Below are 14163 nucleotides of genomic sequence, written 5' to 3'. Positions count from 1 at the left end.
TAAAAGCCCGTTTTTCATATTGAAAACGGGCTTTTGTTATTTGGTAGCTTTCGCGAAAGTGTACTTATTTTACTTATTCATAAGATCTTCAATCTCCTCAACTGTGATAGGAATGTCACCCATAAGATTTACGGGAGCTCCATTTTCTTGGATGACTAGATCATCCTCTAGACGTATTCCAAAACCTTCTTTAGGAATGTATATTCCAGGCTCTACAGTAAACACATTGTTTGCTTGCATAGGTTCGTGTAGCAATCCGTAATCATGAGTGTCAAGACCAATGTGGTGAGAAGTACCGTGCATGAAATACTTCTTATAAGCAGGCCAGTCTGGATTCTCACTCTGCACATCTGCTTTGTCTAGTAAGCCTAGACCCAATAACTCAGAAGTCATTAGTTTGCCGACCTCTACGTGATATTGCTCCCACATAGTACCAGGTACTAGCATTTTTGTAGCCTCATCTTTTACGCGTAGCACTGCATTGTAAACATCTTTTTGTCGGTCTGTAAATCTTCCGTTTACAGGGATTGTCCTTGTCATGTCACTCGAGTAATTTGCATACTCTGCTCCTACATCCATTAATATAAGTTCTCCATCTTTACATTGATTGTTATTTTCAATGTAATGAAGCACGTTTGCATTATTACCAGAAGCTATGATTGGTGTGTACGCAAACTTCTTAGAACGATTGCGTAAGAATTCATGCATGTACTCTGCCTCAATCTCATACTCCCAAACTCCAGGTTTTACAAACCCAAGCACGCGACGGAAACCTTTGTTAGTAATATCACAAGCCTTCTGCATTAGATCTAACTCGATAGGATCTTTTACAGAACGTAAACGCTGTAGGATCGGGTTACTTTTTGCAACACTATGTGCTGGATATTTTGCTTTCCACCATTTTGTAAAACGATCTTCTCTTGTCTCAAGTGCTACAGACTGGCGATAGTGTTCATTAGTGTTTACATATACAGTATCTGCATACGTCATAAGCTCTGCAAAAACTTTTTCTAAGTCTTGAAGCCAGAAAACTGTCTTAACTCCAGAAGTTGCTAGTGCTTTTTCCTTTGTAAGTTTTTCTCCTTCCCAAACTGCGATGTGATCATTGGTCTCTGTTAAGAAAAGAATCTCGCGATATTGCTCTTTAGGACAGTCTGGAAATAAAACAAGAATAGACTCTTCTTGATCAACGCCGCTTAAATAAAAAATATCACGGTGCTGCTCAAAAGGAAGCGTTGAGTCTGCGCTTACTGGGTAAGTGTCATTACTATTAAAAACAGCTAGACTTTTAGGCTTCATTTGAGTCATAAAGTTCTTGCGGTTTTTTATAAAAAGGGTGTTGTCTATTAAGTCGTATTTCATAATTGTGACCTTTTATACGGGTATATCTATTATTCATTAATCTACTATTGTAAAAGTACAAATTAGAACATGCTTTTTAATGGCAATAGCATAACAATAATTGACTGTCAATAGCACTGTAGAAGAGCATATGAGTTAATTATTGGTTAAAATAATAGCTTAAGTTTTAAAAATGAAAGTAATACTATTAAATTTGAAACTAGTTATGTCATTATGAATAACTAAATAAAAATTAGAAAAATGAGAAAGCTATTTAAAGTATCGCTAAGTGTAATGTGTATGATTTTTTTGAACTCTTGCAAAGAGAGCTCCCATGAGATTGTACAAGACGAACAACGAACATCTGAGGTTATAGAAAACAAAGTCGTAGAAAGTATTATGACTGCCGAAGAACAAGCTGGAATGACTCCTGACGAAATTATAAGTCGACTAAAAAAAGGAAATCAGAACTTTGTAGATAATAATTTAACACAACGTGACCACTCGGCGCAAAGGAGAAAAGCCACGATAGGTCAATATCCTAAAGCCATTGTGCTTTCTTGTGTTGATAGTAGAGTGCCTGTAGAAGATGTATTTGACTTAGGTATAGGTGATATTTTTGTTGCAAGAGTTGCTGGTAATATTGAAAATAGAGACATCGTAGGTTCTATGGAATTTGCTACGGCTGTTGCGGGATCAAAAGTAGTAATTGTAATGGGTCATACTGAATGTGGCGCTGTAAAACACGCTATAGATAATACGGACGCTGCGTCTATGGGTATGAATTCTCTTTCAAATTTACTTGATGAGATTAAACCATCTGTACTTGCAACCGAGAAAGATGGCGAGCTATCTTCTAAGAATGTTGTCTTTACTAATAATGTAATTCACAAAAATGCTATTAAAACGGTTCAAGACATCCGAGAGCAATCGCCTAAAATGGCAGAAATGGAAAGTGATGGTAAGATTAAAATTGTTTCGGCTGTTTATGACATGGAAACTGGTAAAGTAAATTTTATTGATTAAATAATGTAGTCTCACAATTGATGTTGTAATTGATTTTATAGCTCTCCTAACTTTACTAAGTTTCGGAGAGCTTTTCTTTTTTTTGTATTGAGGTTTCCAACCTCTTGTGTATGATGACGTGTTAAACAAAAACCAAAAATTTTCTTAAAATAAGTCCTTTCCGTATTTTCATTGCCTTATAAAATCCAAACCAAATGAAATTACGTTATTTCCTTGCCTCAAGTGCGGTTCTTTTTGCACTTACTAAAGGGCAGTCACAACAACCAGCGACCTCGATACAATTACAAGAACAGGCAGTGCTTCAAAAAAAGCAGTCGCTTAGTAACAGTATTGTAAAAAATATCCCTTTTGAAAATATAGGGCCTTCGGTAATGAGTGGTCGTATTGTAGATATTGCAGTAAACCCAGACATGCCGTCTGAGTTTTATGCAGGCTATGCTAGTGGTGGATTATGGTATACCAATAATAACGGAACCACTTTTACACCGGTAATGGATAATGCTCCTACGCAAAATGTAGGAGAAGTTACTGTAGACTGGAAAAGCGGAACTATATGGGTAGGTACTGGAGAGAATAACGCGTCTAGATCTAGTTATGCCGGGATAGGATTATTAAAATCTACAGATAAAGGTGCAACGTGGCAAAATATGGGACTTATAGATAGTCACCACATAGGGCGTATTTTAATAAACCCGTCTAATCCAGATGAGGTGGTTGTAGGAGCACTAGGTCATCTATATTCAGATAACGAAGAGCGAGGAATTTATAAAACAAAGGATGGTGGTAAGACCTGGAAAAAAACCTTATTTATTGATAATAAAACGGGAATTATAGATATAGATAATGATCCAGCTAATTTTAATTTGATGTATGCTTCGGCATGGCAAAAGGATCGCAAAGCATGGAACTTCGAAGGAGCGGGTGCTGGATCTGGAATTTATAAGAGTACAGATGGTGGAGATACGTGGCAACAGCTTACTAATTTTCCATCTGGTGATGGTGTTGGTAGAATAGGGATTGCGGTCTATGACGAGAATACGGTGTATGCAGTACATGATAGTCAGTTCCGTCGTGAGGGTGAGGTGAAAAAATCGTCATCAAGTAAATTAGAAAAAGATGATTTTAAGACGATGTCTAAGGAAGCATTATTAGCGCTAGATGATAAGAAGCTGGATGGTTACCTAAAGCGCAATGGTTTTCAAGAAAAATACCGTGCTGCAAATGTGAAATCTATGGTGCGTCAAGGAGATGTACAACCAGTAGATCTTGCCACGTACTTAGAAACGGCAAATACACAAATGTTTGATACACCTGTAGTAGGAGCAGAGGTGTATAGATCTAATGATGGTGGAGCTACATGGAAGAAAACTCACAAGGGCTATATAGATGATTTATACTATAGCTACGGGTATTATTTTGGAGAGATTAACGTAAACCCATCAGATGCTCAAGATATTTACATTTACGGTGTGCCTATTGTAAAGTCTAAAGATGGAGGAAAGACCTTCACGAGTATTAATGCTCCTAACGTGCACGCAGATCACCACGCGCTGTGGATTAATCCTAAGAATGAAAAGCACCTTATAAATGGTAATGATGGAGGTATTAATATATCATACGATGATGGTGCTAGCTGGATAAAAGCAAATGATCCATCTGTTGGTCAGTTTTACTTTATTCAAGTAGATAATGAGGAGCCTTATAATATATATGGAGGATTACAAGATAATGGTGTGTGGGTAGCTCCGAGTACTGCACAAGAAAGTAGAGGCTGGTTGCAAAGCGGGCAGTATCCTTGGGAAAGTATCATGGGTGGTGACGGTATGCAAGTGCAAGTAGATAATCGTGATGCAAACATTGTGTACACAGGATTTCAGTTTGGTAACTACTTTAGGATTAATCGTGAGACGGGAGAAAACAAGCGATTTGATATAAAGCACACCTTAGGAGAGAAGCCATATCGTTTTAATTGGCAAACGCCTATTTTACTAAGTTCTCATAACCAAGATATTTTATATCTAGGAGGTAATAAACTCATGAGATCTATGGATCAAGGTGATAGCTGGACTGCAATAAGCCCAGACCTTACACATGGCGGTAAGCCTGGTAATGTGGCTTATGGAACTCTTACTTCAGTTTCAGAGTCTCCTTTTCAATTTGGGTTGATATACACAGGAAGTGATGACGGTAAGATTGCTGTTACAAAAAATGGTGGTAGCGATTGGCAAGTGATTAGTAACACATTGCCTAATGATTTGTGGGTATCACGTGTCGTGGCTTCAGAGCATAAGAAGGAGCGAGTATATGCTACCTTAAATGGATATCGCTGGGATGATTTTGCAACATATATCTATGTTTCTGATAATTATGGACAGACATGGAAGAATATTTCGGCAGGGATTCCTATGTCTCCTGTTAATGTGATTATCGAAGATCCTGTAAAAGAAAATATCATTTACGTAGGTACAGATAATGGTGCTTATGTGAGCATAAATGGTGGTGAGAGTTATAACGCTTTCGCGAAAGCGGTATCAGATAAAACCACTGCGCCACTACCAGCAGTAGCAGTTCACGATATGAAAATCCAGAAAAAAGCAAATCACCTATTACTAGGAACGCACGGCCGAAGCATCTACAGAGCAGATCTAACACCTATACAGCAGGTAAATACAGGGGCAAATACTCAAATATTTGACATTGCTAGTGTAAGATCAAGCGGGAGATGGGGCAATAGTTGGAGCAGCTGGTCTGAACCATATGAGCCAAGCGTAGCTATCAATTACTACACAAGCAATGCAAGTAAATTTGCTATGGTGGTAAAGAACGCAGAAGGTAAAGAAGTGCAGCGAGTGGCATTACTACCTTCGGCGGGACTTAATGTGTTTAATTACGATCTTTCAATAACAGAAAAAGGGAAGAAGTTACTTGAAAAAGCAAACTCTTCATTAGATATTCAGAAAGCCAAAAGTGGTAAGTATTACCTCCCAAAAGGAGTGTATACAGTTTCTCTTGATGGTGGAGGAGGTAATAGTAATGCAGCACAAACTACCTTAGAGATTAAATAAAGAAAAAAATAAGATTTTTTAAAACCCTGTACCTAGTGTATGGGGTTTTTCGTTTTAAAAAGACACTGATTATCGAAGAGATGATGGGATTCTTACTAACGTGAGGCCTATTCATAAGTTTAAAATGTCATAGTAAATGTTAGAGCACTAAGTTCTTATGGATGAAATCACGCTTTCGCGAAAGCGTGATAACTTATAAATCTATCTTAAAAGTTTTCAATAATATTGAAAATGTTGAACGTAAAATGCCGTTTTTGCAATGTCTACCTTTTAGTGTTGAACATAGTTGTGTTTTTTTCTTATAATCATTCTAAATAATAACAATGCTTTCCTCGTATAGTTGCCAAAACAACGTTTGCGCCGTATTTTTGTATAGATTATTCCAAACCAAAAATTAAATGAGCGGATTATTAAAATCTTCGATTGGCCGAAAGGTAGCCATGGCGCTATCAGGTCTTTTTCTAGTTGTCTTTTTAACACAGCACTTTGTAATTAACAGTACAGCGGTTATTGCGCCAGATACATTTAATGCGTGGTCGCATTTTATGGGTACAAACCCATTAGTACAATATGGATTGCAGCCTGTACTTATTTTCGGAGTGGTTTTTCACTTCGTGATGGGTTTTGTGTTAGAATTACAAAACCGAAAAGCACGTCCTGTAGGATATGCACAGTACAAAGGAAGTGCAAACGCACCTTGGACATCTCGTAACATGATCATTTCTGGACTTGTGGTACTTGCGTTCTTAGGACTTCACTTTTATGATTTCTGGATTCCAGAAATGGTACATAAATATGTAGAAACGCATCCAGAAGATCCTACAAGATATTATGCAGAGACTGTTCACAAATTTGAAAGCCCTGTACGTGTAGTACTATACGTGATTTCTTTTGTGTTACTAGCACTTCACTTATGGCACGGATTTGCATCGACATTCCAGTCTGTAGGATTTAATAATAAGTATTCTGCTGGACTTTCAAAGTTTGCTAAAGTTTGGGCAATTACAATACCTGTAGGATTTATAATTATTGCAGTATACCTGCACTTTAATCAAATTCCTCACTAAAAAATAAAGCTATGGCATTAGATTCTAAAATACCCCAAGGACCACTAGCTGATAAGTGGACTAACTATAAAAATGAAATTAACCTTGTAAACCCTGCAAACAAACGTCTTATTGATGTGATTGTTGTAGGTACAGGTCTTGCCGGAGGATCTGCAGCAGCAACGCTTGCAGAACTAGGCTATAACGTAAAGGCTTTTTGCTTTCAAGATTCTCCACGACGTGCGCACTCTATTGCAGCACAAGGAGGTATTAACGCAGCAAAGAACTATCAAGGAGATGGTGACTCTACCTACCGTTTATTTTATGATACGGTAAAAGGTGGTGATTACCGCTCACGTGAGGCAAACGTTTATCGTCTTGCTGAGGTTTCTACAAACATTATTGATCAGTGTGTAGCTCAAGGAGTTCCTTTTGCACGTGATTATGGTGGATTGTTAGATAACCGTTCTTTTGGTGGTGTACTTGTAAGTCGTACTTTTTATGCAAAAGGACAAACAGGACAACAATTACTACTAGGAGCATATTCTGCAATGAACCGTCAGATAGGTCGTGGTAAGATAAAAATGTATAACCGTCACGAGATGCTAGACGTCGTAAAGGTAGACGGTAAAGCTCGTGGTATTATCACTCGTAACCTTGTTACTGGAGAAATAGAGCGTCACTCTGCACACGCGGTTGTATTAGGAACAGGTGGTTACGGTAACGTATTTTATCTTTCAACAAATGCAATGGGTTCTAATGTAACGGCAGCATGGAAAGCGCACAAACGTGGCGCTTACTTTGCAAACCCTTGTTATACTCAAATACACCCTACATGTATACCAGTTTCTGGTGATCACCAGTCTAAGTTAACGCTTATGTCTGAGTCACTACGTAATGACGGTCGTATATGGGTGCCTAAGAAAAAAGAAGATGCCATCGCAATACGCGAAGGGAAGAAGAAGCCTACTGAGCTTGCTGAGGACGAGAGAGATTATTATCTAGAGCGTCGCTACCCAGCCTTTGGTAACCTAGTACCACGTGATGTAGCATCTAGAGCTGCAAAAGAACGTTGTGATGCAGGTTTTGGAGTAAATAAAACTGGAGAAGCAGTATACTTAGACTTTGCAAGCGCAATCGAGCGTTACGGTAAAGAACAAGCATATGTACAGCATAAAGATGCAAATGACAAAGCTGTCGTAACAGCATTAGGAACAGAAGTAGTACGTAACAAATACGGAAACTTATTCCAGATGTATGAGAAGATTGTAGATCAAAATCCATACAAAACACCTATGATGATTTACCCAGCGGTACATTATACAATGGGAGGATTATGGGTTGATTATAACTTACAGACTTCTGTAGAAGGTCTATATGCGATAGGAGAAGCAAACTTCTCAGATCACGGTGCAAACCGTTTAGGAGCTTCGGCGCTTATGCAAGGTCTTGCAGATGGATACTTTGTATTACCATATACTATAGGTGACTACCTGTCTAACGATATCCGTACGGGTCCTATCTCTACAGACTCTCCTGAGTTTGAAGAGGCAGAGCAAAACGTGCGTAAGCAAGTAGATGCTTTAGTAAATAACAATGGAACAAAATCTGTAGACTACTTCCACAAGAAGTTAGGTAAGATTATGTGGAACAAATGTGGTATGTCACGTAACGCGACAGATCTACAAAGTGCTATTGACGAAATCGCATCACTACGTGATGACTTTTATAAAGAAGTACGCGTACCAGGAGGGCAGAATGAGTTTAATGAAGAACTTGCAAAAGCACTCCGTGTAGCAGATTTCTTAGAGCTAGGTGAGTTATTTGCAAAAGATGCATTAACGCGTAACGAGTCTGCTGGTGGGCACTTTAGAGAAGAGTCTGTGGAGCTTGATGGTCCGCAAAAAGGAGAAGCATTACGTGATGATGAAAATTTCACATTTGTATCTGCTTGGGAATATAAAGGAGCACCTAAGGATGCTGTTCTTCATAAAGAAGAATTGAAGTTTGAGAATATTGAGTTAAAACAAAGAAGCTATAAATAAGAAGACAATGAAACTAACGCTAAAGGTATGGCGCCAGAAAAACGCCACAGCTAAAGGAAGCATAGTAACGTACCCAATCGATGGTATCGACGGTGATATGTCTTTCTTAGAAATGATGGATGTGCTTAACAATAAGCTCATTAACGAAGGAGAGGAGCCTGTAACATTTGATCACGATTGTCGTGAGGGAATTTGTGGTTCATGTTCTATGTTTATTAATGGTGAGGCGCACGGTCCAGATAGACTTGTTACTACTTGCCAGTTACACATGCGTAAATTTAAAGACGGAGATACTATTACTATAGAGCCTTTTAGAGCAGCGGGATTCCCTGTAATAAAAGATCTTATGGTAGATCGTTCTTCTTTTGACCGTATACAGCACGCAGGAGGATTTATATCTGTAAATACGTCTGGTAACACACAAGATGCAAACTCGATTCCTATCGAAAAGGAAAATGCAGACGACGCGTTTGCGGCGGCTACATGTATCGGTTGTGGAGCATGTGTTGCAAGTTGTAAGAACTCTAGTGCAATGCTATTTGTAGGAGCAAAGGTGAGTCAGTTTGCATTACTTCCACAAGGTGAAGTAGAGGCAACTACTCGTGTTCTTAACATGGTAAAGCAAATGGACGAAGAAGGTTTTGGTAACTGTACAAACACTGGTGCTTGTGAGGTTGAGTGTCCTAAAGGGATATCTCTAGAAAACATAGCACGTATGAACCGTGAGTACCTTTCTGCTTCACTAAAAGGATAATTTATATTCGCTTTCGCGAAAAAGTTATAGACATTAAAAAGCCCGAATTCCACATGGAATTCGGGCTTTTTATGTTTTTGAATTTTGGTAAAAAGATTGATTGTTATGCGATTAGGGGTAAATACCCTACGGTATTTAACTAAATGAAGTGCATATTTGCTACGTGTAAATCCTCAAAATCATAATTATGAAAATTACAATCATTATTATCGTGTGTATCCTTATTGCAATCGCATTTATACCCTAATATCTATTCAAGGATAGATTATAAGCCTAATGCAAAGTAGGTAGCTACTACTGCGACTATTAAAATAACTAATGTTATAATTATAAAGGTTGCGCCAAAACGCGTCTTCTTGTTATCTTGAAGTAAATACTCCTCAGTTGGATCTTTTTCGTCTTTTACTATATCTGCCATAATATTAATTTTTGGTTAGAATATAATATTAAGAATTGCTGTGGCTATTTCATTTTGTCTTAAGTAAGATTAACAGACGTTTTTAGTAAGCTTTAACGCTTTAGGGCGTTCTACGTGGTTGTTTGATTACTTTACCTTGCTTTGATACTAACCGAGCTTTATATCAAACAATACGCTTTTTGTGGGATATGATTACGCTTTCGCGAAAGCGTATTTAAATCAGAAATAAAAATGCCAGAAGCAAATAATGTTTCTGGCATTTTAGTAAGTATAATTGATACTCTTTACTTTGATCTTTTGTGCTCGGTATTATAGAGTTCAAGTAAGTTCATAATCTCTTCTATAAGATCTTTAGTCTCTAAAAGGAGGCCAAAGTATAGCGTAGTATTCTTAGGAGAAGACTCCTCAGAACGGGTTCGTTCTACTTGTTTTTGGATCTTGTCTGTAACCTGACCATAAAGCTCATCCTTCTTACCTAGAAGCGCCTCGATGCGCATATAGTTTCGATCATTAAATGCAGTGGCTGTTTCTTGTAAGAACTCACTTAGCTTGTTGTCTATCTCTTGTAGGTCTTTAATTTGAGTAAAACGTAGTGGCTTGTGATTGTTGTTTACGTGCTTATAACTAGCTTTTGCAATGTACTCTAACGATTGTGTAATGTCTTCTAGGTATCCTAGTATCTCAATGTAGAAATTAGAGCCACGTACAGAGGTTTCTTCAAGATTCTTTATAAAGTAAAAAATGTTGTTACGTAGTTCATCTATCTCATCATTGAGCTTCTCTACGGTACCTCTACTTTTCTTAAGGCTGCCCACTTTATTTTTTGCAAGACCTTTAAGAGTACCTGTGTAGATCTTATTGGTACGTAAGATAGTTATTGCAATATTGTCCGCACTTTCTTCTATAATTCCAGAGATTGTCTGGCTTTCTGCCTTACGTAAGTCTTCTTCTATTTGTGCTTTTTTATTGCTCTTTTTTGTAGCTATATAGTTGCGCACTAGCATAGCTATGGCGAGTATAAAAAGACCTATTACTGCTAGGTTGCCGCCTAGGTACATTAGGTATGCAAAGATACCTGCAGCTGTAAAGGCGCTAAATGCTGTTAAGAACCATCCTCCTATTACATTAAGTACTCCCGCAACACGATATACAGCGCTCTCTGCTCCCCACGCACGATCTGCAAGAGATGTTCCCATAGCAACCATAAACGTAACGTAGGTAGTAGATAATGGTAATTTAAGACCCGTAGCTATTGAGATAAGTACACTCGCAACAACTAGGTTTACTGCAGCACGCACCATATCAAAAGCTGGAGCGTCTATTGCTTTTGTGCTTGTCATTAAGACAGGGGTAAAGCTTTTGTTTATTCTATTTCTAATTGGAGCAGGTAATATTTTATTAACCCCAGTATTTGCTATGATAACTAGGCGTACTAGATTTTGAGAAACCCAGTTAGGTTTAAAACGTTCCTTTACCTCGTCTTGGCGTGATAAATCTACAGAAGTCTTTACTACGCGTCTAGCCTTTTTACTAAACCAGAGTGTTAACACCATTATAAGTCCTGCAACGAGAAGGAGTATAGGTTGTGTAGGCACTTTTTCGGCCAGTTGCTCCATACTAAACGCCTCTGGTAAAATACCCGAGCCAGACCACGCTCCAAAAGAGTTATATGCTGCCATAGGTACACCTATGAAGTTTACTAGGTCATTACCAGCAAATGCCATGGCAAGTGCAAAGGTTCCTAGTATGATAACAAGTTTATAGATATTTTGTTTTAAGACTGCGTGCGATACCCAAGATAGTATGGTCCACACAATAAAGTTAGCTCCTAAAAACTGTAAAAGATTTTCATTTGCCCAGTTACTAAAAGCAGGAGGAAGTATATCTGCACCTTTAAGCCCTTTTATGATGATAAAATAAGAAATTGCAGACACGGCAATACCACCAAAAACGGCTGCAACCCAAGATGCCTTTTTCTGAAAATCAAAAGTAAGGAGTACTCTAGTAATGAGCTGTATAATAGCTCCTACAGAAAATGCAATAAAGACGGAGAGTAAAATACCTAAAATAATCTCTGTAGCCTTATCGGTATTAATATACTCGCCCAGTTGTAAGAGTGAGTCACTATTGTTAGAAATCTTTATAATAGACATCACCACGGCCGCGCCTAAAAGCTCAAATACAATAGATACGGTAGTAGAGGTAGGCATACCTAGACTATTAAAAATATCTAGCAGTATGATATCTGTAATCATTACTGCCATAAATATGATCATTATTTCATTGAAATAAAACTGACTAGGGTCAAAAATACCCTTACGAGCAACCTCCATCATACCACTTGATGATAAAGCCCCAAAGGCAATACCTACACTAGCAACAATCATCACTGTTCTAAAAGTAACTGCCTTAGATCCTATTGCAGAATTGAGAAAGTTTACTGCGTCATTACTCACTCCGACTACCAAATCTGCAATTGCAAGTATTGCTAATGCGGCAATCATAAAAATGTAAATATTTTCCATAAAATATAAGCTGAAAAAGCCAAGGTGGCAAAAATCTCAATTTAAAAAGATTTAAGCGTTATGTAAAGGTTATATCGAGCGAAAGATAAGAACTTTTTACGTTGAACTATAATGCAAATTTATAGTATTAATAGTACACTAGCCGCTTATGTGATATAAAGAGGTTTAAATTAAATCAACCTCCAATGTTCGATTAAAGACGTAGAAACCAGCAGATTAACACCTCAATGTAAATTTAATGTAAACAAAATGTTATGTAAAAGTTTGTTTTATGTAAATTTTGTGTTACATTTATGTCATAGAAAAATTAAAATCCCAAATTATGAGAAAGATAATGATGATGGCAGTTGCATTTTTAATGGTTGTTTCAATGCAAGCTCAAGAAGTAAATAACAAACCTACATATGTAGAAGTAGGAGACTTAGTGAAGGCGACTTTGTATTTTGATAATGGAGAAGTTAGTCAGACGGGCTTTTACACTAAAGATGGTCAGGTTACTGGACAATGGATTAGTTACAATCGCAATGGAGAAAAAACTGCTAAGGCCCAATATGACAATGGGACTAAAGTAGGTACTTGGTTCTTTTGGTCTAATGATAAACTTACAGAGGTAGATTACCAAGATTCACGAGTAGCTTCTGTTAATACTTGGAAAAATCAAGATTCCAATGTAGCGAGTAATAGATAGTAGCGCTTTCGCGAAAGCGTAAAAGTTTTAAATAAAAAAAGGTCTCCATCATGGAGACCTTTTTTTGTGGCTAATTTAATTGTAAATATTAGTTGCGAGTCCATCCTGCGCTCCAAGTATCGTAATCAGTACCAGTACCATTTCCTATTCCTGTAAAGAATGCATCTTCAGAAATAGTTGCATCAGTATCATTTTTAAGATTAAGTATTACGTCTTCAAAAGTGATGTTTGTTACGCTTGTATTTCCAGCTGTAAAACCAACTCCAGTTTCTGTGTCATCAAGATCATATCCTTCTTCAAACCCTTGAAGAAGTACATTGTTAAAAATTGCTCTAGTGCCAGCACGTAGACGTATTGCCTCGTTACCGTTAGAAGACCCTCTACCTACTATAGTTAGGTTATTGATGCTAGGAGCAGACCAAAATACTGGGTTAGAGTTGTTTCCTATGTCAGTGTTAAAGCCGTCTCCTTCAATACCTTTGTCATGTGCAACACCATGTTGGACATATACGTTTGTAAGTGTTCCAGTAAATCCTTCAGTCCAATCTACAGAGTCATCTTGGGCTCCTATTACAGAAACAAAAGATGCATTTACTGTACCTCCAAAAAATTCTACACCATCATCTGCACCTTCAAATGCTTGGATATATTCTATAGTAGTTCCTGATCCTACACCGTAAAATGAAAATCCATTATTTTCAGAAGAGGCATCTGCTGCTCCTCCAGAATATTCAACACGCACATATTTAAGAACACCTGAGTTATCGTCAGTAATAGATCCTCCGTAAGGAAGACCACCTATTTCTGATGTTGAAGTGTCATCTCCACCTACTACAGAGTTTATAGGAGCTTTACCTAATAGAATTACACCTCCCCAATCACCAGGTCCTGGTGTTGCTGTAGCAGAAGTAAAAATTATTGGGTTTGATGAAGTTCCTTCAGCATTAATAACACCGCCTTGTAGTACAGCAACATAAACATCAGATCCAGTTGTTGCCTTTATTACAGCACCTGCATTTATAGTTAGTGTTAAACCGTCAGGTACAATTAGGGCAGATTCTAATGAGTATTCTGTGTTTGCAGCAAGTTCTAGATCTTCAGTAAGTGTTCCTCCAATTACATTAGAATCTGTAGGTGTAGGTTCTGTAACCTCACCACCAGTTGTAATATTTACATCTGCCGTGTCATCTGTTGAGCAGCCAACCAGTAGTGTAGTCGCAGCAAAAAGGCTTAAGATTAGTTTGTTCGTTTTCAT

10 protein-coding genes are annotated in these 14163 nt (G+C 37.8%); 6 read left to right on the top strand and 4 right to left on the bottom strand.

Annotated elements, in window-relative coordinates:
- Window positions 1-69 precede the first annotated feature (69 nt).
- Window positions 70-1362 (bottom strand): aminopeptidase P family protein, encoded by a 1293-nt coding sequence (locus SJY23_RS03290; RefSeq protein ID WP_396597433.1) that lies wholly within the window; start codon window positions 1360-1362, stop codon window positions 70-72.
- Between the two features lie 240 nt (window positions 1363-1602).
- Between SJY23_RS03290 and SJY23_RS03285 the strand changes: the two genes are divergently transcribed.
- The 5 genes from SJY23_RS03285 to SJY23_RS03265 all read left to right on the top strand — a co-directional run bounded on the left by SJY23_RS03285 (window position 1603) and on the right by SJY23_RS03265 (window position 9277).
- Window positions 1603-2367, top strand: coding sequence for a carbonic anhydrase family protein (locus SJY23_RS03285; RefSeq protein ID WP_396597432.1), 765 nt, complete (start codon window positions 1603-1605; stop codon window positions 2365-2367).
- Between the two features lie 194 nt (window positions 2368-2561).
- Complete coding sequence (locus SJY23_RS03280) at window positions 2562-5432, top strand: WD40/YVTN/BNR-like repeat-containing protein (protein ID WP_396597431.1); 2871 nt, start codon at window positions 2562-2564, stop codon at window positions 5430-5432.
- A gap of 398 nt (window positions 5433-5830) precedes the next feature.
- Complete coding sequence (locus SJY23_RS03275) at window positions 5831-6499, top strand: succinate dehydrogenase cytochrome b subunit (protein ID WP_035335576.1); 669 nt, start codon at window positions 5831-5833, stop codon at window positions 6497-6499.
- Window positions 6500-6510: 11 nt separating this feature from the next.
- Entirely contained in the window at window positions 6511-8523 is a 2013-nt protein-coding gene (locus SJY23_RS03270) for a fumarate reductase/succinate dehydrogenase flavoprotein subunit (protein WP_035335578.1), read from the top strand.
- A gap of 7 nt (window positions 8524-8530) precedes the next feature.
- Window positions 8531-9277, top strand: a complete 747-nt coding sequence (locus tag SJY23_RS03265) for a succinate dehydrogenase/fumarate reductase iron-sulfur subunit (protein WP_035335580.1) — start codon at window positions 8531-8533, stop codon at window positions 9275-9277.
- 265 nt (window positions 9278-9542) lie between these two features.
- Here SJY23_RS03265 and SJY23_RS03260 read toward each other — a convergent pair whose 3' ends face one another.
- Window positions 9543-9695, bottom strand: coding sequence for a hypothetical protein (locus SJY23_RS03260; protein ID WP_396597430.1), 153 nt, complete (start codon window positions 9693-9695; stop codon window positions 9543-9545).
- Window positions 9696-9979: 284 nt separating this feature from the next.
- Window positions 9980-12220: an inorganic phosphate transporter gene (locus SJY23_RS03255; RefSeq protein WP_396597429.1), complete on the bottom strand. Its 2241-nt coding sequence runs from the start codon at window positions 12218-12220 to the stop codon at window positions 9980-9982.
- Window positions 12221-12542: 322 nt separating this feature from the next.
- Here SJY23_RS03255 and SJY23_RS03250 point away from each other — a divergent pair, with 322 nt between their 5' ends.
- Window positions 12543-12908, top strand: coding sequence for a toxin-antitoxin system YwqK family antitoxin (locus SJY23_RS03250; protein WP_396597428.1), 366 nt, complete (start codon window positions 12543-12545; stop codon window positions 12906-12908).
- A gap of 88 nt (window positions 12909-12996) precedes the next feature.
- Here the strand turns inward: SJY23_RS03250 and SJY23_RS03245 are convergent, their stop codons facing one another.
- On the bottom strand, window positions 12997-14163 hold the full coding sequence (locus tag SJY23_RS03245; protein ID WP_396597427.1) for a multidrug transporter: 1167 nt from the start codon (window positions 14161-14163) through the stop codon (window positions 12997-12999).

The organism is Dokdonia sp. R86516, from assembly GCF_044596715.1.
GTDB lineage: Bacteria > Bacteroidota > Bacteroidia > Flavobacteriales > Flavobacteriaceae > Dokdonia.
This window is presented reverse-complemented; position numbering and strand designations above follow the sequence as displayed.

Excerpts from the sequence above, each read along its gene's own strand:
- SJY23_RS03260 (WP_396597430.1), bottom strand. The coding sequence starts at position 9,695 with ATGGCAGATATAGTAAAAGACGAAAAAGATCCAACTGAGGAGTATTTA.
- SJY23_RS03250 (WP_396597428.1), top strand. The coding sequence starts at position 12,543 with ATGAGAAAGATAATGATGATGGCAGTTGCATTTTTAATGGTTGTTTCA.
- SJY23_RS03290 (WP_396597433.1), bottom strand. The coding sequence starts at position 1,362 with ATGAAATACGACTTAATAGACAACACCCTTTTTATAAAAAACCGCAAG.
- SJY23_RS03285 (WP_396597432.1), top strand. The coding sequence starts at position 1,603 with ATGAGAAAGCTATTTAAAGTATCGCTAAGTGTAATGTGTATGATTTTT.
- SJY23_RS03265 (WP_035335580.1), top strand. The coding sequence starts at position 8,531 with ATGAAACTAACGCTAAAGGTATGGCGCCAGAAAAACGCCACAGCTAAA.
- SJY23_RS03255 (WP_396597429.1), bottom strand. The coding sequence starts at position 12,220 with ATGGAAAATATTTACATTTTTATGATTGCCGCATTAGCAATACTTGCA.
- SJY23_RS03245 (WP_396597427.1), bottom strand. The coding sequence starts at position 14,163 with ATGAAAACGAACAAACTAATCTTAAGCCTTTTTGCTGCGACTACACTA.
- SJY23_RS03270 (WP_035335578.1), top strand. The coding sequence starts at position 6,511 with ATGGCATTAGATTCTAAAATACCCCAAGGACCACTAGCTGATAAGTGG.
- SJY23_RS03280 (WP_396597431.1), top strand. The coding sequence starts at position 2,562 with ATGAAATTACGTTATTTCCTTGCCTCAAGTGCGGTTCTTTTTGCACTT.
- SJY23_RS03275 (WP_035335576.1), top strand. The coding sequence starts at position 5,831 with ATGAGCGGATTATTAAAATCTTCGATTGGCCGAAAGGTAGCCATGGCG.